General features: G+C 48.1%; 19 protein-coding genes and 1 riboswitch. Of the genes, 2 read left to right on the top strand and 17 right to left on the bottom strand.

The window, feature by feature from the left end; all coding sequences use genetic code 11:
- Positions 1-142: 142 nt before the first annotated feature.
- Complete coding sequence (locus tag KNQ07_RS10800; protein ID WP_214766603.1) at positions 143-1,726, bottom strand: ABC transporter permease/substrate-binding protein; 1,584 nt, start codon at positions 1,724-1,726, stop codon at positions 143-145.
- Positions 1,723-2,850, bottom strand: coding sequence for an ABC transporter ATP-binding protein (locus KNQ07_RS10795; RefSeq protein ID WP_214766601.1), 1,128 nt, complete (start codon positions 2,848-2,850; stop codon positions 1,723-1,725). Before KNQ07_RS10795 ends, KNQ07_RS10800 begins: the two co-directional genes overlap by 4 nt.
- A gap of 205 nt (positions 2,851-3,055) precedes the next feature.
- On the opposite strand from KNQ07_RS10795, the gene KNQ07_RS10790 reads away from it, so the two are divergent.
- On the top strand, positions 3,056-4,078 hold the full coding sequence (locus KNQ07_RS10790; protein WP_012369399.1) for a LysM peptidoglycan-binding domain-containing protein: 1,023 nt from the start codon (positions 3,056-3,058) through the stop codon (positions 4,076-4,078).
- A 53-nt stretch (positions 4,079-4,131) separates the two neighbouring features.
- Here the strand turns inward: KNQ07_RS10790 and lysA are convergent, their stop codons facing one another.
- The 12 genes from lysA to KNQ07_RS10730 form a co-directional block, all read right to left on the bottom strand.
- Complete coding sequence (lysA, locus tag KNQ07_RS10785) at positions 4,132-5,445, bottom strand: diaminopimelate decarboxylase (RefSeq protein WP_214766599.1); 1,314 nt, start codon at positions 5,443-5,445, stop codon at positions 4,132-4,134.
- Positions 5,446-5,457: 12 nt separating this feature from the next.
- Entirely contained in the window at positions 5,458-6,516 is a 1,059-nt protein-coding gene (gene alr / locus KNQ07_RS10780) for an alanine racemase (RefSeq protein ID WP_214766597.1), read from the bottom strand.
- Complete coding sequence (locus KNQ07_RS10775; RefSeq protein WP_012369396.1) at positions 6,513-7,445, bottom strand: branched-chain amino acid transaminase; 933 nt, start codon at positions 7,443-7,445, stop codon at positions 6,513-6,515. Before KNQ07_RS10775 ends, alr begins: the two co-directional genes overlap by 4 nt.
- Before the next feature lie 25 nt (positions 7,446-7,470).
- Positions 7,471-8,178, bottom strand: coding sequence for a 2,3,4,5-tetrahydropyridine-2,6-dicarboxylate N-acetyltransferase (dapD, locus tag KNQ07_RS10770; protein WP_214766595.1), 708 nt, complete (start codon positions 8,176-8,178; stop codon positions 7,471-7,473).
- Complete coding sequence (gene dapB, locus KNQ07_RS10765) at positions 8,165-8,911, bottom strand: 4-hydroxy-tetrahydrodipicolinate reductase (protein ID WP_214766593.1); 747 nt, start codon at positions 8,909-8,911, stop codon at positions 8,165-8,167. The genes dapD and dapB overlap by 14 nt, the downstream gene beginning before the upstream one ends.
- Positions 8,908-9,789 (bottom strand): 4-hydroxy-tetrahydrodipicolinate synthase, encoded by an 882-nt coding sequence (gene dapA, locus KNQ07_RS10760; RefSeq protein ID WP_214766591.1) that lies wholly within the window; start codon positions 9,787-9,789, stop codon positions 8,908-8,910. Before dapA ends, dapB begins: the two co-directional genes overlap by 4 nt.
- Positions 9,790-9,809: 20 nt before the next feature.
- Entirely contained in the window at positions 9,810-10,802 is a 993-nt protein-coding gene (locus tag KNQ07_RS10755; RefSeq protein WP_214766589.1) for an aspartate-semialdehyde dehydrogenase, read from the bottom strand.
- A gap of 12 nt (positions 10,803-10,814) precedes the next feature.
- Positions 10,815-12,014: an aspartate kinase gene (locus tag KNQ07_RS10750; protein ID WP_214766587.1), complete on the bottom strand. Its 1,200-nt coding sequence runs from the start codon at positions 12,012-12,014 to the stop codon at positions 10,815-10,817.
- Between the two features lie 113 nt (positions 12,015-12,127).
- Positions 12,128-12,306, bottom strand: a riboswitch (Lysine riboswitch).
- 67 nt (positions 12,307-12,373) lie between these two features.
- Positions 12,374-13,747, bottom strand: a complete 1,374-nt coding sequence (gene argH, locus KNQ07_RS10745; RefSeq protein ID WP_012369390.1) for an argininosuccinate lyase — start codon at positions 13,745-13,747, stop codon at positions 12,374-12,376.
- On the bottom strand, positions 13,744-14,949 hold the full coding sequence (locus tag KNQ07_RS10740; protein ID WP_214766585.1) for an argininosuccinate synthase: 1,206 nt from the start codon (positions 14,947-14,949) through the stop codon (positions 13,744-13,746). Before KNQ07_RS10740 ends, argH begins: the two co-directional genes overlap by 4 nt.
- Positions 14,950-15,069: 120 nt before the next feature.
- The gene (locus tag KNQ07_RS10735) at positions 15,070-15,498 is read right to left on the bottom strand and encodes a GNAT family N-acetyltransferase (RefSeq protein ID WP_214766583.1); all 429 of its coding nucleotides are present in this window, start codon (positions 15,496-15,498) and stop codon (positions 15,070-15,072) included.
- Positions 15,495-16,646, bottom strand: a complete 1,152-nt coding sequence (locus tag KNQ07_RS10730; RefSeq protein ID WP_214766581.1) for an alanyl-tRNA editing protein — start codon at positions 16,644-16,646, stop codon at positions 15,495-15,497. The genes KNQ07_RS10735 and KNQ07_RS10730 overlap by 4 nt, the downstream gene beginning before the upstream one ends.
- Positions 16,647-16,773: 127 nt before the next feature.
- Between KNQ07_RS10730 and phnF the strand changes: the two genes are divergently transcribed.
- Complete coding sequence (gene phnF, locus KNQ07_RS10725; RefSeq protein ID WP_026829282.1) at positions 16,774-17,508, top strand: phosphonate metabolism transcriptional regulator PhnF; 735 nt, start codon at positions 16,774-16,776, stop codon at positions 17,506-17,508.
- Positions 17,509-17,630: 122 nt separating this feature from the next.
- On the opposite strand, the gene KNQ07_RS10720 is transcribed toward phnF, so the two are convergent.
- From KNQ07_RS10720 to nagA, 3 genes are all read right to left on the bottom strand, one after another.
- Positions 17,631-18,728, bottom strand: a complete 1,098-nt coding sequence (locus KNQ07_RS10720) for an LCP family protein (RefSeq protein WP_214766579.1) — start codon at positions 18,726-18,728, stop codon at positions 17,631-17,633.
- 212 nt (positions 18,729-18,940) lie between these two features.
- The gene (nagB, locus tag KNQ07_RS10715) at positions 18,941-19,699 is read right to left on the bottom strand and encodes a glucosamine-6-phosphate deaminase (RefSeq protein ID WP_026829284.1); all 759 of its coding nucleotides are present in this window, start codon (positions 19,697-19,699) and stop codon (positions 18,941-18,943) included.
- Between the two features lie 6 nt (positions 19,700-19,705).
- The gene (gene nagA, locus KNQ07_RS10710) at positions 19,706-20,851 is read right to left on the bottom strand and encodes an N-acetylglucosamine-6-phosphate deacetylase (RefSeq protein WP_214766577.1); all 1,146 of its coding nucleotides are present in this window, start codon (positions 20,849-20,851) and stop codon (positions 19,706-19,708) included.
- Positions 20,852-20,936 lie beyond the last annotated feature (85 nt).

Raw genomic sequence — 20,936 nt, 5'->3', positions numbered from 1 at the left:
CAGCAAAATACAGTTCGCGCTTGGCTCGCTAGTCGAATCAAAAAATAATGATCTACCAGGATTACCTATTTTCCAAAACGATATAGCGCGTCAGCGCGCATGATAAAGAGCCGAAGCGGATTCTCGCCTCGGCTCTCTTTTTTTACTTTTTAATGAGTCCTTCTTCAATCAAGAATTCACGTGCCACATCTTCCGGACGTTCTTTTTCGACATCTGCTTTAAAGTTCAATTCCTGCATCTTTTTATCTGTGATCTTATCTTTTAACAGGTTCAGGACTTCTTTTAATTCCGGATGTTCTTCGAGTGTTTCTTGACGAACAAGTGGTACAGCGTAATATGGCGGGAAAAATTCTTTATCATCTTCAAGAACTGTCAGATTAAACTTTTTCAGTAGACCGTCTGTCGAGAAGCTGTCGATGACATTGGTTTTTCCGTTCGTTAAAGCCGTATAACGTAATCCGCCGTCGACCGGCTGGACATCTTTAAACTTCATGTCGGGATATTTTTTCTTTAATCCCAAGTACCCGTCTTCGCGGTTGGCGAATTCAATCGTTGATCCGAGAATCAATCGGTTACTGACTGCTGCCATGTCGGAAACAGTTTTCAAGTCATATTTTTTAATATCTTCTTTTGTCATCGCAAGAGCGTACGTGTTGTTAAAACCGATTGGATCGAGAACATCAACCTGGCTCTTTTCCGGAATCATTTTTCCGACCTTTTTATAAACAGCTTCCGGATCAGTTTCCAGTTTTTGTTTCAGGACATCAATCAATAATGTTCCCGTGTACTCGACATAAGCATCAATTTCGCCTGTTTCAAGTGCTCCATAGGCGACTTTTGTTCCGCCGAGATTGAGTTGACGCTCGACTTCTAAATCTGTTTTGTCTTCAATGAGATCCGCTAACATATTTCCTAAAATCAATTGCTCCGTAAAGTTTTTTGAACCGATGACGATTTTATCCGTTTTTAAGAACGAATAGGCGACCGTTCCGCCAATCAGCAGGAAAACAATCGCTGCAATGGCGATTTTCTTTCCGGCTGACATCGCTTTACGGCGTTTGCGTGCGCGGCTCTTCACCCGGCCGTCTGCAAGCGGAATTCCGTTTGGTGCGACCGAATATTCAATCCGGCTGACAATGAAATCAATGGCTAATGCTAAGATACCGGCAGGAATGGCACCAGCCAGAATTTGATTGTTATCAACGGTTTGAATCCCGGAGAAAACAAGATATCCTAATCCGCCTGCACCGATGAAGGCAGAAATCGTCATCAGACCGACGGCCGTGACGGCAGAAATCCGAATTCCGGCCATCATGATCGGTAACGCCAATGGAATTTGAACTTTACCTAAAATCTGACGATCCGTTAAGCCGATTCCTTTGGCTGCTTCGAGCATATCTCCCGGAATGCTCGATAATCCGGTATACGTATTTTTAACGATTGGAAGCAGTGAATAGAGAACGACCATGATGATGGCCGGTGTCGAACCAATTCCGATGAACGGAATCAGGAATCCAAGCAGGGCAAGACTCGGTACGGCTTGGACGACGCTTGTCAAAGCAAGGACCGGTTTCGCAAAACGTTGATACCGTGTGATGAGAATACCAATCGGAATCCCGAGGACGACGGCAATGACGACGGCCAGCACAGTCAACTGCAAGTGTTCGAGTAACAGGTCAAAAATTTGACCGGTATTGTTTTGAACGTAATTTAAAAATCCATTCATTGAACTTCCTCCTCCTGAATGAACTGCTCACTCAAGACAGAAAGCAAGCTACTTCTTGTAATTAATCCACGTAATTGTCCTGCTTTATTCGTAACAGGCAGATAGCCTGTTTCTTCATGGTTCATGACTTCAAGTACATCAAGCAAGGAGTCCTGCTCATCAACCGCAACCAGTTCCCCTTCCATGACGTCTTCAATCCGAACCCCTTTATCAGGAGCCGTTTGAATATTCTTCAATTTAACGATTCCTTGAAGGATCCGGTCACGGTCCGTGATCAACAGACTGTCGACTTTACGTCCGCGCATGATTTCAATTCCCTGCAACAGCGTTCGTTTTCCGCTAATGGAAACAGGATCTTCAATCATGATGTCCTCTGCTTTGATGAACGCCGGACTGCTCCAGATTTTATTTTTTCCGATAAAGGATTCGACGTACTCGTCTTTCGGATGACGCAGGATTTCTTCCGGTGTATCAAACTGAACGATTTCTCCATCGCGCATGATACAGATCCGATCGGCCAGCTTGATCGCCTCATCCATATCATGTGTGACGAACACAATCGTTTTCTTGACTTCTTCCTGGAGATTAAATAGTTCTTCTTGGAGGTCATTGCGTGTAACGGGGTCAAGCGCACTGAACGGCTCATCCATCAGGATGACGTCCGGGTCATTCATCAAGGCTCGGGCAAACCCGACACGTTGCTGTTGTCCACCACTGAGTTCACTCGGATAACGGTCAATGAATTGTTTGGGATCAAGACCGACCATCTGTAATAATTCTTCTGTTCGAACATCCATCTGATCGTGGTCTTTCCCTTCGAGCCCGGCAATCAATTGAATATTCTCCCGTACAGTCATGTGTGGAAAGAGACCGGTCTGTTGGATGACGTATCCCATATGACGACGCAATTCAATCGTATCCGTCTTCATGATGTCTTTTCCGTTGACTAAAATCGTTCCTGACGAGGGTTCAATCAAACGATTGATCATTTTTAAGGATGTCGTTTTCCCACATCCACTCGGTCCGATGAACACAACCAGCTCGCCCTCTTTGATTTCGAGAGTTAAGCCTTTTAAGACAACGTTGTCTTTAAATTGCTTCCCGACGTTTTTAAATTCAATCATTCGTTTCCACTCCTTTTACTATTTCCATATACCATATGTTCCCTATTCATTTCAGGGCTAAACAATTATTTAAGATTAATCCGTTTAGACTCATAAAAATTCGGGAATTATCTCCCTATTTTTTAGTTTTTTTGCTCAAAAAGGGTAATAGATAAGTAGAGTCAAGTGAGAGGCAGTCATCCTAGAAAAAGGAGGCGACGTACACATGCACGGGAAATGGATTCGGATCATCATGATCATGTTAATATCGCTTTTTCCTTTCTTTAGTTACGGTTTGACGGCAGATGCAGCCAGTTCGACGTTTGTCACAAAAGGATCGACGACGAGTAAAGTCGTCGCACTGACGTTTGATGACGGAGCAGATGGTGGAAACATCACTAAGATTTTGAGTATCTTAAAAGCCAACAATGTCAAAGCAACCTTTTTCTTAACAGGTACCGGTGCCAATAATCATCCACAATTGATTAAAAATATCGCCACTGCAACTCCGACGCATCAGCTTGGAAATCACTCCTATACGCATCCTGATTTTACGAAATTAACCGCCACTCAGATGACGAGTGAACTCTCAAAAACCGAAAACTTAATCAAGTCATTGACCGGACGGACGACTAAACCGATTTTCCGCGCACCATTTGGCGCGAGCAACAGCGCTGTCCTTGCCGCCGTCGGGAATGCCGGATACACGAAAACGATTCAGTGGAACATCGATACAACTGACTGGAAAGGTATCAGTTCAACAGCCATTTTGGCGCGTGTCGTTCCGAACATCGTCCCGGGATCCATCGTTCTGATGCATACGGGGGCTGGTGCACCCGGTACACCGGTTGCACTTCCATCGATGATTTCGCAACTTAAAGCGAAAGGCTATAAATTCGTCACAATCTCCGAATTATTAAAATTGCCTCCAAGCGGCAGTAAAACGTATACGGTTAAATCGGGCGATACCCTTTATAAAATCGCCAACCTCTACAATGTCACCGTCGCTGCTCTCGCTAAAGCCAATAACATCACGAACTACAATCTGATCACTGTCGGACAAGTGCTTGTCATTCCGGGAACGACACCTCCTCCGCCAACAACAGTCACCTATACCGTCAAAGCCGGGGACACGCTCTACTCCATTGCAACGAAGTACGGCGTGACGGTCACCGCGCTTGCCAGTGCCAATAAAATCACGAATGTCAATTTGATTTCCGTCGGGCAAGTCCTTGTCATTCCGAAGTAACACAAAAGCGTCCCGGTCTTTACGACCAGGACGCTTTTGAATGGTTTCAGTTCTTAAGAAGACGGGATATTTTCAAGACCCAGATCACATTGAATTAAATCGGCGTACGTCTGGCGACGGACAACTTCACGCGATTCACCTTGATTAACGAAAACAACAGCCGGTCGTAAAAATTGGTTGTAGTTGCTTGCCATCGAATAGTTATAAGCGCCTGTCCCGAAGACCGCTAACGTATCTCCACTGACGGGTTCTGCTAAATCAGCAGACTCAGCAACCAGATCGCCGGATTCGCACGCTGCACCGACAACTGTCACATGACGTGTTTCTCCTTTGATTCGATTGGCAATGACGGTTTCGTACACCGCTCCGTATAGAGCAGGCCGGATATTATCCGCCATTCCTCCGTCCACCGATAGGTACGTTCGTACACCTTGTACTTCCTTGATAGCACCAACCGTGTACAGCGTCGTTCCGGCATTTGCGACGACCCACCGCCCCGGTTCAATCCCGATTCGCGGACGATCGATGGCAAGACGCGTTGTTTCTTCATCGATGATCGCCATAACCCGCTCCATCGTTTGTTCGAAATCAAGCGGCTGATCATCTTGCGTATAGGCAATTCCAAATCCACCGCCGAGATTGACTTCGCTTGCGACGAAAGAAGTCCGCTCGCGAATCGTTTCGACGAATCCCATCATCGTCCGGGCCGTCCGCTCAAACAGTTCAATTTCTTGAATTTGCGATCCGACATGGCAATGAATACCGAGTAACACCAAATGTTCCGCTGCTAAAACAGCTTCGACGGCTTGCAGGTACGAATCATCATGCGTCGAAAAACCAAACTTCGTATCGACACCACCGGTCTGGATTTTCGTGTGCGCACCACCGATGACTTGCGGAACAATCCGGATCAGAACCTGAACGGTTTGACAGGTATCGCCCGCAATCTGGTTGAGTTGAGCGATTTCCCCGTAATGATCGATGACGATTTTCCCGACACCCTCTTCGACGGCATACCGTAAATCCTGCGTCGATTTATTTGAACCGTGGAAATAAATCCGTTCCGCCGGCACACCGGCTTTACGGGCGATGAACAGTTCGCCGCCTGTGACGACGTCAATGCCAAGACCATGTCGGACAACTTGCTGGTAAACGGCACCGATTGTCAAGGCTTTAGAAGCAAACGAAGCATACGTATTCGGATATTTCTTTAAAAAGGCGTCGCGTACGGTCGCCAGACGGTCCGTCAATTCACGTTCTGCCATGACATAAAGCGGTGTCCCATATTGTTTGGCAAGCTCTGTTGCTGCCACCCCGTCAATCTGTAGTTCATTGTTTTGTTCCGTCAAATAGCGGCTTCCGTACATCTTGCTTCCCCCTTATAAATAACGATGTGTTAAACGCCACGAACGGGCACACATCTGTTCCGAATTATTGGCTGTCCCGGTCCGGGTGATGTCATCAATTTCGATGCCGTCTCCGTACAGAACAACTTTATCACCGATTTCCACCGTCGAATCGACGGCGATGAACGTATGACTCATAAATAACTTACTGATGATCGGATAACGTTTTCCGTTGATGATGACCGGCAGTGACGACCGTCCGCGGACAACCCCGTCCCCGTAGCCGACCGACAGAACGGCGACACGAATCGCTGTCGGTGCCGTATACGACGTACCGTAGCCGACATGTTCCCCTGCTTCCACTTGACGAATCTCAACGACTTCCGTCGTCATCCGGAGTGAGGGGACGAGCCAATCCATTTTTTCGATCGGCGAATAGCCAAACAGGAATATACCGGGCCGGACGTAATTGCAACAGGCGAGGCGCGGATCATGCTTGACGATCGTTGCACTGTTTTCGGCATGGATATAAGTAAAGCTATGTTTCGCCTGTAACGGATTTCCGATTTCAAGGAACCGTTCAACCTGACCGTCGTGATCGGCTCCCGGTTCATCGGCAAGCGGGAAATGCGTGTAGAGCCCTGTTAACGTCAGCTCTTGCTCCCGTACGGTTTCAAGCACCGCTAATGCTTCTTCGAGCGAACTGACACCAAAACGGTTCATCCCGACATTTATTTTTAGATGCAGTTCAATTCCCGATAAATCCGCCTGATGACGTGTCAGCCAATCGAGCGAAGGAATTCCGAGCGCTACTCCATGCAAGCGGACCTCTTTAAAATCCGATGCCGGATTCATCGCCAGGACATAACTGTCTGGAAAATTCGTTTTGATTTCAATTGCTTCATAGACTTCCGCCACTGCGAAATGCCGGACACCGGCTTCCATCAATGTGGCGACCATTTCAATCATCCCTAAGTTGTAAGCATTGTTTTTGACCACGGCAAAAATCTGCTTGTTAGACCGGGCGAAAACCGATGCGACATTATGCCGCACCGCTTCCCGATCAATGGTAACGGCAGTTCTTGAACTCATTCGGCGACAGCAGGTGTCACATGTGTCAACCAGTCCGCATATTGCGGCAATTGACCTGAGACCGTCTGTCGGTAAAGATCAAGCAACTCATCCGCGACAGTCCGTGTTCCGCCGTTGATGACGATGTGATCAATTTCTCCGACACTTGTAATTTCTGCTGCTGTACCCGTCAAGAAGATTTCGTCTGCGACGTATAACTCATCACGGCCGATATGACGCTCGACGACCGGATACCCTTGATCCTGCGCCAAACGCATGATGACTTGACGTGTGATGCCGTCTAATACCGAGCAGTCGAGTGAAGGTGTATAAATCGTGCCGTTTTTCAACATGAACAGGTTGGCGACACTCGCTTCACTGACGTTTCCGTTCATATCGAGGGCAATCGCCTCGTCGAATCCGTCACGTTGTGCTTCGCCTTTCAAGAGCTGCGAGTTCATGTAGTTGGCGGCAGCTTTTGCCTGCATCGGCATCATTGTCGACGAAACGCGGCGGTAAGAAGCGACTTTCGCGCGGATACCGGCGCCTTTATCGAAGTACTCGCCCAGTTCCCAACAAGAAATTCCGACGTGAACCGTCGTATCTTTTGCCATCAATGCCTGCCACGGTGTACCGAGGAAAACAAACGGGCGGATGTAACAAGATTCAAAGCCGTTTTTGGCGACCAGATCAATTGTCGCTTGGACAAGTTCTTCCACTGTATAAGGAATCGTCACGTGATAGAACGCGCAACTGCGGAACAGACGTTCAATGTGTTCCGTCAATTGGAAAATCGCCGGACCATCCGGTGTCGCATACGCACGGATACCTTCGAAGAATCCGCTTCCGTAATGAATCGCATGGGACATGACGCTCGTATTTGCCTCTTTTGGATCATGAAAAACTCCGTCTAACCAAATTGCTTCTCCATACTGTGTATCCACTGCCATGTGTTTTCCTCCTCTTCGACGTCAATCAGAGTGAACGTAAATCATCCACCAATTGCGTCTTCTCTGCTGTTTTTTCGTCTTTCTGTTTGATGACGCGTGCTGGCGTACCAGCCACTACGCTGCCTGCAGGAACGTCTTCTGTGACGACACTGCCTGCTGCGACGACCGCATCTTTTCCGACACGAACACCTTCTAGGATGACGGCATTCGCTCCGATTAAGACACCATCTTCAATGATGACCGGTGTTTTTGAAGGTGGTTCAAGAACCCCTGCGACCACGGCACCGGCGCCGACATGAACGTTTTTGCCGATTGTGCCACGTGCTCCGACAACAGCGTTCATATCAATCATTGTACCATCTCCGATCGATGCACCGATATTAATGATTGCGCCCATCATGATGACCGCGTTATTGCCGATGACGACATGATCGCGAATCCATGAACCCGGTTCGATCCGGGCATTCAAATGACGTGTATCAAGCATCGGCACGGCACTGTTGCGGCGGTCATATTCGACATGCACTTCAGTAATCCGGTCTGCATATTCTTCTAAGAAAGTTGAAGCAAGTCCTGCATCCGCGAAGAAAATTTTTGATTGATCCGTTCCGAATGCCGTCGCTCCTTCAATCGTCAGTCCTGCCAAGTCACCATTGACGTATAGTTTAACCGGTGTTTGTTTTTTAGCATCTTTAATGAATTTTGCAATTTCATAAGCATCAGTTAATAACATGTGAATCCTCCTGTGTGTAAAGCGTCTCCAGTGTATAGAGTCCCGCTGATTTTTGAATGAGCGCTTCCGCTGCCTTGATCGCACCTGAAGCGAATACTTTTTTTGATAACGCCGTGTGTTTGATTTCAATCAATTCATCGACGCCCGCAAACAATACTTCATGTTCGCCGAAAATCGTTCCCCCACGCATCGAGTGCATCCCGATCTCGTTTGGCTCCCGCTTCTCACGCGTCGACTCCCGTTCGTAGACCGGTTGGACATCTCGTAAATCCTGGATGGTCCGGAGCAACAGCTCCGCCGTCCCGCTCGGTGCATCGACTTTTTGATTGTGGTGTTTCTCAAGCAGTTCGATGTCGAATGCTCCGGCGAGCGGAACGAGTGTTTTTAACAGCTGTTGCATCATCGCGATTCCAAACGACATGTTATACGATTGGAAAATCGGAATTTGTGTCGAAGCATCGCGAATCGTCTGCAGTTCCGCTTCCGAGAAACCGGTCGTCGCAATGACGAGTGGTGTCTTCGTTTTAATCCCATAAGCAAGCAAGTCCGGCAAAAGACTCGGATGCGAAAAATCAATGATCGCATCGACCGACTCCGTCATTTCGGCAAGCGTACCGTAAGACGGGACCTGATCCGCCGTTTTCGTTTTATCGATGACGGCGACGACAGCATCCGGTGCCAGTTCGTGGACGAAATGTCCGGTTGCCCCGTATCCGTGAATGGCGAGTTTCATCCAACCACTCCTTTGTAACTCCGCATCATCTCAAGCAGATGCGCATGTCCCGCTTCCAACTGACGGACGAGCGGCAGACGCGGTGCTCCGACCGCCAGTCCGATTTCTTCGAGCGCTGCTTTGACGGGAATCGGATTGACATCGCTAAACAATGCTGAGATAACAGGCATCAAATCACTTTGAATCCGTCGTGCCGTAACATAGTCGTTTGCCAGTAACGCTTCTGCAAGCGCTTGCGTCTCAGCTGGATACGGATTCGACAAGACGGAAATCACGCCTTGTGCCCCCCATGCCATATAAGGAAGAATTTGATCATCGTTACCGCAGAAGACTGCAAAGCCATCTGGTAAGGCCGTCATCAATTCCCCCATGAAACTGACGTCTCCACTTGCTTCTTTAAACGCTTGGATGTTCGGATGTTTGGCAAGTGTGACGGCTGTTTCGACGGAAATCGCGACCCCTGTCCGTGACGGAACATTGTAGAGCATGATTGGCAAATCGACTGCATCCGCAACCGCCGTGAAGTGGGCGACGAGTCCTGCTTGTGATGTCTTATTGTAGTAAGGTGTGACCAGCATGGCAGCATCAGCACCAAGTCGGGCTGCCGTCTGTGTTTTTTCAATCGTTTGAGCCGTATTGTTCGTTCCGGTCCCGGCAATGACCGGTACACGTCCGGCTGTCACACGGATTGCCGTTTCAAGTAACGTTTCAAACTCTTCATTCGTCAACGTTGACCCTTCTCCGGTCGTTCCCCCGACGACTAACGCTTGAATGTTCGCTGCGAGTTGTTGTTCGATCAGTTGTTCAAATACCGCTAAATCCAGCTCACCGGTTGATGTAAATGGTGTAGCCAGTGCTGTTCCTGCTCCTTTAAACATATCGGATTCCTCCTCGTTTCTTACGAATGGATTGAACTTTCAAGTGCTTGCCGTGCTACCTGGACAGCGTTCGAAGCGGCCCCTTTACGGATATTATCGGCGACACACCAGATGTGGAACGTATTGGCGAGACTTTGATCCTGACGAATTCGTCCGACATAGACGTCGTCTGTTCCGCTTGCATCAAGCGGCATCGGATATTGATTATGACTGACATTATCGACTAAAACGACGCCAGGTGCTTCGGCCAGAGCAGCACGAATCGCTTCAACACTTGTTTCCTGCTCAAACGTGACATTGATGGCAACGGAATGTGAATTCGTGACCGGGACACGGACACACGTCGCGCTGACGGGCAACTCCGGCAAACGAAAGATTTTCCGAGTTTCGTCAATCATTTTCTGTTCTTCCTTTGTATAACCGTCCGGTAAGAACACATCGATATGCGGCAAAATATTATCATGAATCGGGTGTGGATAGTTGACCGGTTCTTCGCCGCGACTGCCGCGGGCTAAATCCTCGATTCCCTTTTGACCGGAACCGGATACGGCCTGATACGTCGTATAGTTGACGCGCTTCAAACCAAATGGTTGAAGCGGTGCCAAGGCGACGACCGATTGAATCGTTGAACAGTTCGGATTGGCGATCAAACGATCGTTCCGTCCGATTGCCTGCGAATTTACTTCCGGTACGACAAGCGGAATATCTGCCTGCATCCGGAACGCACTGGAATTATCAACGACGAGTGTTCCTGCTGCAGCAAGCAACGGGGCATACTGTTCACTGATGGTACCGCCAGCTGCGAACAGTGCGACATCAATCCCGTCTTTCGTGATGTTTTCCGATAACGCTTGAATCGTGACGTCCTGTCCTTTGAACTGAACGATTTTCCCGGCTGAACGGGCTGAAGCATAAGCTGAAATCTGACGGACCGGAAAATCGTGTTCCGCCAGGACTTGTAACATTTTTTGACCAACGGCACCGGTTGCGCCAATGACTGCGACATGATACATATGATTTCCTCCTTACAGATCGAATGCTTTTGCGATTGCTGCGACAGTCCGTTCGATATCGGCCTGGGCAATCGTATATGAGATGCTGATTTCTGATGTCGTGACTTGATAAAACGTGATGTTTTCCGCCCGGAACGTCGCAAACAATTTCGAAGCGACCCCGGTTGCGTCCCGCATCCCGATTCCGACGACGGATAACTTGGCATGCTGGTTATGACGGTCGACTTTGACCGTCGGGAAACGATTGATGATATCCTGCAGTGCTTCTTCCAAAAACTCTTCTTCATCCAGCGGACAAGAGAAGGAAAGGAAGATGTCACTGTCAAACGTCGTCTGACTGATCATATCGATGTTGACGTGACGTCCTGATAACAGTTCAAAGATATCCGTGACCGCCGAGTTCGTCTGCGGTACATGCTTGATTGACACCGTCAACACGTTTTTCGTTACACTGACGCTCGTGACCGCTTTTTGTTCCATCGTTTCCGTTGCCTCCATGATCCAAGTCCCTCTTTCCGATTCTAATGTTTTTCCGACGAAGATGTGGACGCCGTATTTTTTACCGAGTTCGACACTGCGCATCTCCATGACTTTTGAACCGAGTGCACTCATTTCCATCATCTCATCGTATGAAATGTGTGGAATCGGTTGTGCCGTTGCATGAATCCGTGGATCAGCTGTGTAAACACCGTCGACGTCCGTGTAAATTTCACATCGTTTATCAAGAACCGCGGCCAATGCGACGGCTGTCGTATCCGATCCGCCGCGACCGAGTGTCGTGACATCCCCGAGCTCATTGACGCCCTGGAAACCGGCGACGATGATGACGTCGTATGTCTCCAGTTTTTTCCGGAGCAATTCGCCGTCAATCTGTTTGATTTTACTTTTCGTGTGCAGTCCCATCGTGCTGATGCCTGCCTGGGCCCCTGTCTGCGACAAGGCTTTTATCCCGAGTGAGTTCAGGGCGATGCTGAGTAATGAAATCGTCTGTTCTTCACCGATTGCAAGCAGCCGGTCCAGTTCGCGTCGTTCCGGACGGTCCGTTATCGCCTGCGCCTGAGCAATCAATGAATCGGTCATTTTCCCCATTGCCGACACGACGACGACTAATTTTTCTCCTTGTTCCGTCCGATTCTTCAAATAATTCGCAATTGACTGAATCTGTTCGACAGTCGCAACCGAACTACCACCAAATTTAAGTACAGTTGTCACAATCCTATCTCCTTTTGTCCCGAAACAGAAAAAAACGACGGGCCGGTAGGAGCGTTCCTACGGCCCGTCGTTATCACGATCGGACAAACGATGACAGCGTCATACGTTCTTTTACGTAAGATAGCGCTCCGAAACGTGGGTTTCGGCAGTACAACGGATCTTAACCGTTGTACCAGCAATCAAGAAAAAGCATTTTCTTGTTCACTTCGGCGGATTTCCCCTTTCACATCACTTGGCATGCTTGCCTTGAATAAGTGTTGCTACTGATGTCATCCGCGCCTCTATCTGTCGGTTGTTAGTTACAGTTATAGCAAACATTTTTTGTTAAATCCAGTGATTTGCCAAACTTTTTTTGAATTTTATAATTTTTCAAGTTGCTTCTTCGCTAATGCGAGTTGATCCCGGACGGCCGTAAAACCGGTCCCGCCGTAACTTCCCCGTCGTGCGACCGCCTGAACCGGATCTAACAACGGATAGACATCTTCTGCAATGACCGGATGGAACGTCTGATACGTGGACAGCGTCAAATCTTTTAAGAAACAGCCGCTTTGGACACAATGTAAGACGGCTTTCCCGACGATTTCATGTGCTTCCCGGAACGGAATCCCTTTTGTGACCAGATAATCCGCCAGTTCCGTTGCATTCGAGAAGTCTTGCATCGTCGCCTTCTTGAGCGCTTCTGTCTTAAACGTAGCCGATTCGATCATGCCTGTAAAAATTTGAACGGATTGTAACACGGTATCAGCGGTGTCAAAGACACCTTCCTTATCTTCCTGCATATCTTTATTGTATGCGAGTGGTAATGCTTTCATCGTCGTCAGGAAACCCATCAGATTTCCGTAGACACGACCTGTTTTGCCGCGGATCAGTTCCGCGAAATCTGGATTTTTTTTCTGCGGCATCATGCTTGATCCCGTCGAAAACGCATCGGACAGCTCAATGAACGAAAATTCTTGCGACGCCCAGATGATGATTTCTTCGCAAAAGCGTGACAGATGCATCATGACCGTCGACGCGATGCCAAGGTATTCAATCACGAAGTCCCGGTCTGAGACCGCGTCCAAACTGTTCGGATAGACCTGTTCAAACCCAAGTAACTCGGCTGACTTGAAGCGGTCAATCGGGAAAGTCGTTCCCGCCAGTGCCCCGGCACCGAGCGGCGACATCCGAATCCGTTTCAGATTATCGGTCAATCGATCGGCATCCCGTTCAAACATCCAAAAATAAGCGAGCAGATGATGCGCGAGTGAGATCGGTTGCGCCCGTTGCAGATGGGTATAACCCGGCATGACCGTCTCCACATGTTGCTCCGCCTGTTCCGTAATGACGGATTGCAGGTTGCGAAGACTCGACAGGAGTTCTAAAACATGCTGTTCCATCCAAAGGTGGAGATCAGTCGCGACCTGGTCATTTCGACTGCGGGCTGTATGCAGTTTACCGGCGACCGGACCAATCTGTTCCGTCAGTAACCGCTCGAGATTCATGTGGATGTCTTCATCCACTGTCGTATAGACGTGTTGCTCGAGTGTCGTTTGCAACTGTTTAAGACCGGCTTCGATTTGTTCCCACTCGGTCTTTTCAAGAATTCCCTGTTCATATAACATCTGCGCGTGCGCAAGACTCCCCTGTAAATCAACGGCTGCTAATTTCTGATCAAACGAAATCGATGCTCCGAAGGCCTCCGCTTGAGCGGAAGCACTTTCCGTAAAACGTCCGCCCCATAGTTTCGTCATTTTTTCACGCCTTCCTGACGATGGACACTGGCATGTGTCGCAATCGCAAGACCGTGTAATTTGATGAATCCTTTCGCTGCTTCGTGATCAAAGGCATCTTCTTTTGTATACGTCGCGAGTTTCTCATCGTAGAGCGAAACTGCTGACTGACGTCCTGTGACGGTTGCGTTCCCTTTATACAGTTTGACACGGACTTCACCGGTCACGTCCTGTTGCGTTGCCGTCAAGAACGCTTTGAGGCCTTTTGTCAGCGGGGCATGGAACAATCCGTTGTAAATCGTTTCTGCATATTGTTTGCTGAGAATCGGTTTAAAGTGGGCAACGTCTTTCGTCAATGTGATCGTTTCAAGTGCTGCGTGGGCTTTGAGTAAGACTGTCGCACCCGGGCACTCATACACTTCACGTGACTTGATGCCGACCAAACGGTTTTCGACATGGTCAATCCGTCCAACACCGTGTGCACCGGCAATGATATTCAGTTCTGTAATCAGCTTCGCCAGCGGATACGCTGTCCCGTTGATCGAAACCGGAACACCTGCTTCAAAACCGATGATGACTTCTTCCGCTTGATCCGGTGCGTCTTCCGGTGCGACCGTCAAAGCGTATGCATCTTGCGGCGGCTCTGTCCATGGATTTTCAAGGACACCACATTCGTTACTGCGTCCCCATAAGTTCATGTCGATTGAATACGGGCTGTTGAGATTAATCGGAATCGGAACGTTGTTTTCTTTTGCATAAGCGATTTCTTCTTCACGTGACCATTTCCATTCGCGAACCGGTGCGATGACTTCGAGCGACGGATCAAGAGCAGCAACCGAAACTTCGAACCGGACTTGGTCGTTTCCTTTTCCGGTACATCCGTGGGCGACTGCTGTGGCACCGTGGGCATGTGCCACTTCGACCAGTTTTTCAGCAATCAACGGACGAGATAAAGCGGAAATCAGAGGATAGGCTCCTTCATAATGCGCACCATACTGAAGGGCTGGCAAAACAAAGTCATTTGCGAATTCGTCTTTGACATCAAGAACAATCGATTCGATCGCACCGACGAGTAACGCCTTTTCTTTGATGACCGACAAATCTTTTCCTTCGCCGACATCCATACACAATGCGACGACGTCATAATCCTTGCTCAACCATTTGATGGCGACTGAAGTATCCAGTCCACCCGAATACGCTAAAATCAATTTTTGTTTTGTCATTCTTATTTCCTCCTTGAATTCGACTGTATCTTTCTGTATAAAAATTCACTATGAATTATATATATACATAGACTTTTAAAAAAAGAAACCCTTTTTTCAGGATTTCTCAAAAAATCAGCATTAAATTTTTTTCTCCATCGTCCGGTGCGGGATGCCGGCATCGTCAAATTCATCGGAAACAATCGCATAACCTAGCCCTTGATAAAACGGAATTGCCTGGACCTGGGCACCGAGTGTCAAAATCGTCCGACCTTCACGGCGGGCAATCCGCTCCATCGCCTGCATCAGCTCGCCGCCGTATCCTTTTCCTCTTGTCGCCGCAAGGGTCGCGACGCGTTCGACCTTCATCCGTTGCTCATCGTACGGACGGGTCCGCCCCGTCGCAACCGGATGATTCATCTCATCGAGGACAAGCAAGTGAATCGCTGTTTCATCATGCGTATCATATTCCAAATGGCTCGGAACGCCTTGTTCCTCGACGAAAACCCGTTCCCGGATCATTCGGACCGCTTGTTTTTGTTCGGTTGTTTTTACTTGAATCACTGTCATGTATGTAATTCCTCCTTTAATGCTTCTGCATAAGCTTGTGCCTCTTCATACGTTTGGAATACTGCTTGGGCATTGTTTTCACTTCCGCCGCCCCGTCCATTAAACTGCTTTAAATGGGTTTTGGCAAATTTTCCGAGATGAATGGATCCAGCGCTGCACATGAATAATTTTTTGGCGTTTTCGTTCCAGACGAATCCTGTCCGTCCTGTTTCAGCCAGGGCTTTCAACAGTTTTTCTGAAAAACGGACATCCTCTTGATCATGACGTACGGTGAGAACCGGTTCATCCGTTGCGAGCAACTGTTTTAAGACCGTTTTGACATGCAGATCTTCTGCCTGTCCGATTTGACGGTTCAGACGGACTTGCTCCTGTTTCAGGTCTTCCACAACAAGATGGACCTGATTTTTTTTAGCTGATACTGCACGTGCAGTTTCTGTCAGGACACGCCGTTCGGTCGTCAGTAATCGAAACGCTCGGTCTTTTGCAACGTACGCTAAACGAATATTCCCGCGAACCTTTTCAAGTCCCGTGAATAAAATCAGTTCCAGTTCCGACGTCGAGGCGAGATGCGTTCCTCCACAGGCACTGTAATCCAGTTCACCGATTTGAACGACCCGGATTTTTCCTGTGACTTGTGGTGTTTTTCGTAACGGTAACTGCAATGCTTCTTCTTCTGTATATTCCGTTGCCGTAATCAAGAGGTTCGCTTGAATCACCGTCCGTAAACGTTCCTCCAAACGACTTTGAAGCGTCTCATCCCAGTCACCGAGATCGAGATCAAGCGTCGATTCTTCTGTGCCGGTTCGGAAACTGACTGTCTTGATTTGAAATTCGTCTTGAAGAATGGCAGAAATAACGTGTTGTGCTGTATGTTGCGCCGCATGATCCGTTCGAATGACATCATCGACCTCACCTTGCACTTCGTTTTCAAGAAGCGGACTGTCGAGCAGGTGCCAGACATCCCCTTCTTGAAGCTGGACATCGAGGACGGAAACCCCGTTGAGTGTTCCCCGATCGGCAGGCTGCCCCCCGGTCTCCGGATAAAAGTAACTTTGTTCTAATCTTACCCAGTAGCCTTGTTCTTCCTTCGTACCTGTCACGATTGATTCGAAGGTCCGGACGTCCGGATAAATTTGCTCAGAACGCATCTTCATTCCACCTTTTTGTACTGAATTTGCTTCTATTATGACACAAATCACTTACAATCGTTTGTCGACATCTTCATTTCCTAGTACACTAGATGAAAGACTATCGACCGCGAAGGGACGAAATGCCGTGATTCAGCACATCAATAAAAATTCACCACTTCCAATCTACTACCAAATTGAAGCTGCCCTAAAACAACAAATCGAGGATGGTCTGTTACAACCCGGCGATTTAATTCCCTCGGAACGCGAATTCGCCGAGGCCCATCAAATCAGCCGGATGACTGTCCGTCAAGCCATCTCGAACCTCGTCAACGCCGGTTATCTGATTCGTCAAAAAGGACGCGGCACATTCGTTGCCAATAAAAAAATCGTCATGCAACTGTCTGGTTTGACCAGTTTTTCTGAAGAGATGGAACATCTTGGATTGGAACCGGCAAGTGAATTGTTGTCCTACCAAACGATTGCTGCTGAAATGACGATTGCGAATAAACTCGGGATTCGTGAAGGTGCCAAAATTTATGAATTAAAACGTTTACGCATCGCAAACGAACAACCGCTTGCGCTCGAAACCGTCTATATTCCTGAACAGTTGTTACCCGGTTTGAACCAGGACGTTGCCATCACGTCACTTTATGCCTTTGCAGAAGCCAGTGGACTGAATCTTGGTCGTGCCAGTCAAACTTTCGAATCACGTCTCGCGACAAAAGAAGAAGCGCAACATCTCGGTCTGTCGGTCAGTTCACCTGTTTTGTCCGTCGAGCAACTGACTTTCCTTGCCACCGATCAACCGTTTGAATACGTCATCTCCGCTTATCGTGGCGATCGGTACACATTTACAGTCGAAATGGAACGGCAACGCTGAGTCTGATTTGAAAACAGGAGAGAGCCCTCTCCTGTTTTCAAATCAAAAAGCACATGTTTCGAGATACTTTTCAAGAAAGTATCTGAAACATGTGCTTTTTTAGGATCATTCGTCTTAAACGGTTATTGAACCGGCTGCTCGACTGTCGTCGAATCCGTTTCCGACGGTGTGCTTGTCTCTTCTTTCATTGGTGATACTTCTTGTCCTTGCATCGCCTTGGTCAAGTTGGCTTTGACACGATCAAGTTGATTCGGATCAAGATGGTATTCCCATTTCCCGCTGATTCCGATGTATCCTTCACCTGCGAGCTGGTATTCCGTCGTATTACGTAGAGCTGTCGTAAAATCAGCTAAACGGAGATAATCGTTTGGACCTAAATTCGTCTCGACATTGTCGCCTACAGCGTCTAAGATGTCGCGATACGCACCGAGCGAACGGAAACTTGCCGCTTCTTTCGCAACAGCTTGAATGACTTGCATCTGCTTTTGTCCTCGGCCAATATCTCCGAGTGGATCATCATGGCGATTTCGGACGTAAGCGAGTGCCTGTTCCCCAGTCAAATGCTGCAGACCTTTCGGAACAGTGATCGTTCCTGCTTTACGAGCTGAATCCTGTTCTTTGAACGCATAACGCACATCGATATCAACTCCATCAAGCGCATCGATCAACTGAACGAATCCTTGGAAGTTAACTTTAACGACATGGTTGATTTCAATGCCAAGCAGATTTTCAGTCGTCTCACGTGCCAGTTTAATGCCGTTGTATGAACTCGATTTGTCCATCGAACCAAAATAATGCGCATGGGTGATTTTATCCTGCTCGACACCCGTTTTTCCGTACGGCACATCGTATTTAGAGTAATCAATATTGACGAGTGAATCCCGTGGAATACTAGTCAGTACCAATTGCTCGGTCTTCTTATTCAAGACACCGACAATCATGACATCCGATCGTGCCGGTTCCTTGCGTTCTTTACTAGCTTTTGTCTCATCCGTTCCTAGAATCAAAAAAGATTCGGACGGAACATCATCATATTTCGAACTGACTTTCGAACCCGGAATGTTGATTTGTGTTCTCGCCAGAGTTTCCTGCGTCTTTATGAAAACCGCTCCCGCATAACCGGAACCGATAACGGTCAAAAGTAATAACAAGGCAGCGATCACTTTGATGAACATCTTGCCAGCACTCGGTTTCCTCTTTCTTGCTGATCTCGTCTGCATCTGTAAGCCCTCATTTTCATGTAAATTTTCTGTAAAGTTCACTATTCTCCATTATCCCGACTTTTATTAAAATGTCAATTTACGATTCGATTAAGAAGATGTGATTTCACTGTTTTTGCGATGAAACAGCTAAACCAAAATTAAATACAAAACTCGCCTCTTGAGAAGACCGGTCTAAAGTAGTCCGGTCTCATCAAAGACGAGTTGTTGTTTCATTTCATGAAGTTCGTATAGGCAGCTCGGCCTGTTCGTTTCGCTTCGTCCGATAACAAGCTTGCGGCTTCTTCGTCCAGGACAACCATCACATCGGCATGCCGTTGTAAAATCGTTGCCGGGCATGCAGTCGTCGCCGGACCTTCCATCATATCGCGAATCGCCTCCGCTTTTCGCTCGCTTGAAGCCACTAACAGAATCTTCTTCGCTTCCATGATCGTTCCAATCCCCATCGTAATAGCTTCTGTCGGCACATCCTCCAACCGGTCAAAAAATCGTTGGTTGGCAATCCGGGTCGACTCGGTCAGTTGGGTGACGTGGGTTTTGGCATCAAAAGGTGTGCCGGGTTCATTAAACGCGATATGACCATTCGAACCGATGCCGAGCAACTGAATATCGATGCCTAACTTCCGGACAAGCTGTTCATACCGTTCACTCTCTTGACTTGGATCAACTGTATTTCCAATCGGTACATACGATTCTTTGAAGTCGACCGCATCAAACAAATGCTCCTGCATGAACGTATGATAACTGTGCGCATGATCCGGACTGAGTCCGACGTATTCGTCCAAATTGACGGTCGTCACATGCCGACAATCGACTTGATCCTTGCGCCATTCTTCATATACACCGAGCGGAGAGCTGCCGGTCGCAAGTCCGATCGTCAATCCTTCCGGGTGTCTTACAATCTCCTGTTTGAGCAGTTGGTAAGAGACATTTGCCAATTCTTCTGCTTTTTCTACAATCATCCATTTCATCAGTTGTTACCCCTTTCCGTTTGTAAATCGGTGCACTTCCCCGCGGTGAACGGTTTGTTCCACTTTCAAGTCTGCCGTCAATACAACAAAATCAGCATCCTTGCCCCGCTCGAGTCGTCCTTTATGTGTTAAGCCAAATTCTTCTGCCTGGTTGATTGAAGTCATCTGTACTGCTTGTTCGAGTGAACAACCGGTAAAGGTGATGATATTGCGTAATGCCTGATCCATCGTCAGGACACTGCCTGCCAAGTTCCCGCTGGCAAGACGCGCAGCTCCATCCTTGACGTGCACCGTCTGTCCGCCGAGTTCATATTCTCCGTCCGACAATCCCTTCGCTCGCATGGCATCAGTGATGACCGTCAAACGGTCTGGTCCTTTCATCCGGTAAGCAAATTCGACCATCTCTTTCGAACTGTGAATCCCGTCCGGAATGATTTCCGCGTATACCGATCGTTCGAGGAGGCAATATCCGACGGTGCCGGGTTCCCGGTGATGCAAGGCACGCATTTGATTATAGAGATGTGTCCCGTGGGTGACATTGCCTAAATGATTTTGGTCAAATGTCGCATCGGTATGTCCGGCAGATGGAATCGCGCCCGTCTCTCGAACAGCCGCTTCAAAATCACGGGCACCCGACCGTTCCGGAGCGTACGTGACCAGTTTGATCTGATTTCCGGATGCTTGTTGCCATTTTAAAAATTGATCCGCATCCGGTTCGACGATGTATTCCAACGGTTGGGCTCCGGCATAGTCCGGATTGATGAATGGTCCTTCTAGATGAATGCCTTCAATCGTCGTCTGCCGGGAATCGATGACATCTCGCGTGACTTTCAATGCCTGCGTAATCTGATCCCAGTCTTGTGTGATCGTCGTCGCAAAAAAAGACGTGACGCCTTCCGCAAGCATCGCCTTACTCAACCGGTGCATCGCTTCCGCATCCGCATCCATCGTGTCGACATCATATCCACCATGGATATGAACATCAATCATTCCTGGAATCAGTCGTTTCCCTTCAAGATTGATGACGACTTCGTCGCGTGGTGTGTAATCTGACATCTTTCCGATTTCTTGGATGGTCTCTTCAAAGCGGATGAATCCATCTTGAATGACGGTTTGTCCCGTATAAATTTCTGCATGAATCATGCTTGGCATCTTGTTTCTTCCTTTCTCTTTTCGATTCCGACAAGTGATATATCTTCACCATTAGTATACCGTTGTTGATTCTAGTTGTATAGAC

Origin of the sequence: Exiguobacterium sp. s145 (assembly GCF_018618835.1) — a bacterium.
GTDB classification, from domain to species: domain Bacteria; phylum Bacillota; class Bacilli; order Exiguobacteriales; family Exiguobacteriaceae; genus Exiguobacterium_A; species Exiguobacterium_A artemiae.
The sequence above is the reverse complement of the archived record's forward strand: the minus strand, read 5'-3'. Positions and strand labels throughout refer to the sequence as shown.

Excerpts from the sequence above, each read along its gene's own strand:
- KNQ07_RS10730 (WP_214766581.1), bottom strand. The coding sequence starts at position 16,646 with ATGCGTTCTGAGCAAATTTATCCGGACGTCCGGACCTTCGAATCAATC.
- KNQ07_RS10755 (WP_214766589.1), bottom strand. The coding sequence starts at position 10,802 with ATGTATCATGTCGCAGTCATTGGCGCAACCGGTGCCGTTGGTCAAAAA.
- KNQ07_RS10720 (WP_214766579.1), bottom strand. The coding sequence starts at position 18,728 with ATGCAGACGAGATCAGCAAGAAAGAGGAAACCGAGTGCTGGCAAGATG.
- dapB (WP_214766593.1), bottom strand. The coding sequence starts at position 8,911 with ATGAAACTCGCCATTCACGGATACGGGGCAACCGGACATTTCGTCCAC.
- KNQ07_RS10790 (WP_012369399.1), top strand. The coding sequence starts at position 3,056 with ATGCACGGGAAATGGATTCGGATCATCATGATCATGTTAATATCGCTT.
- KNQ07_RS10800 (WP_214766603.1), bottom strand. The coding sequence starts at position 1,726 with ATGAATGGATTTTTAAATTACGTTCAAAACAATACCGGTCAAATTTTT.
- KNQ07_RS10795 (WP_214766601.1), bottom strand. The coding sequence starts at position 2,850 with ATGATTGAATTTAAAAACGTCGGGAAGCAATTTAAAGACAACGTTGTC.
- alr (WP_214766597.1), bottom strand. The coding sequence starts at position 6,516 with ATGAGTTCAAGAACTGCCGTTACCATTGATCGGGAAGCGGTGCGGCAT.
- KNQ07_RS10735 (WP_214766583.1), bottom strand. The coding sequence starts at position 15,498 with ATGACAGTGATTCAAGTAAAAACAACCGAACAAAAACAAGCGGTCCGA.
- lysA (WP_214766599.1), bottom strand. The coding sequence starts at position 5,445 with ATGTACGGAAGCCGCTATTTGACGGAACAAAACAATGAACTACAGATT.
- dapD (WP_214766595.1), bottom strand. The coding sequence starts at position 8,178 with ATGTTATTAACTGATGCTTATGAAATTGCAAAATTCATTAAAGATGCT.
- argH (WP_012369390.1), bottom strand. The coding sequence starts at position 13,747 with ATGACGAAACTATGGGGCGGACGTTTTACGGAAAGTGCTTCCGCTCAA.
- KNQ07_RS10775 (WP_012369396.1), bottom strand. The coding sequence starts at position 7,445 with ATGGCAGTGGATACACAGTATGGAGAAGCAATTTGGTTAGACGGAGTT.
- nagB (WP_026829284.1), bottom strand. The coding sequence starts at position 19,699 with ATGAAATGGATGATTGTAGAAAAAGCAGAAGAATTGGCAAATGTCTCT.
- KNQ07_RS10740 (WP_214766585.1), bottom strand. The coding sequence starts at position 14,949 with ATGACAAAACAAAAATTGATTTTAGCGTATTCGGGTGGACTGGATACT.
- dapA (WP_214766591.1), bottom strand. The coding sequence starts at position 9,789 with ATGTTTAAAGGAGCAGGAACAGCACTGGCTACACCATTTACATCAACC.
- nagA (WP_214766577.1), bottom strand. The coding sequence starts at position 20,851 with ATGCCAAGCATGATTCATGCAGAAATTTATACGGGACAAACCGTCATT.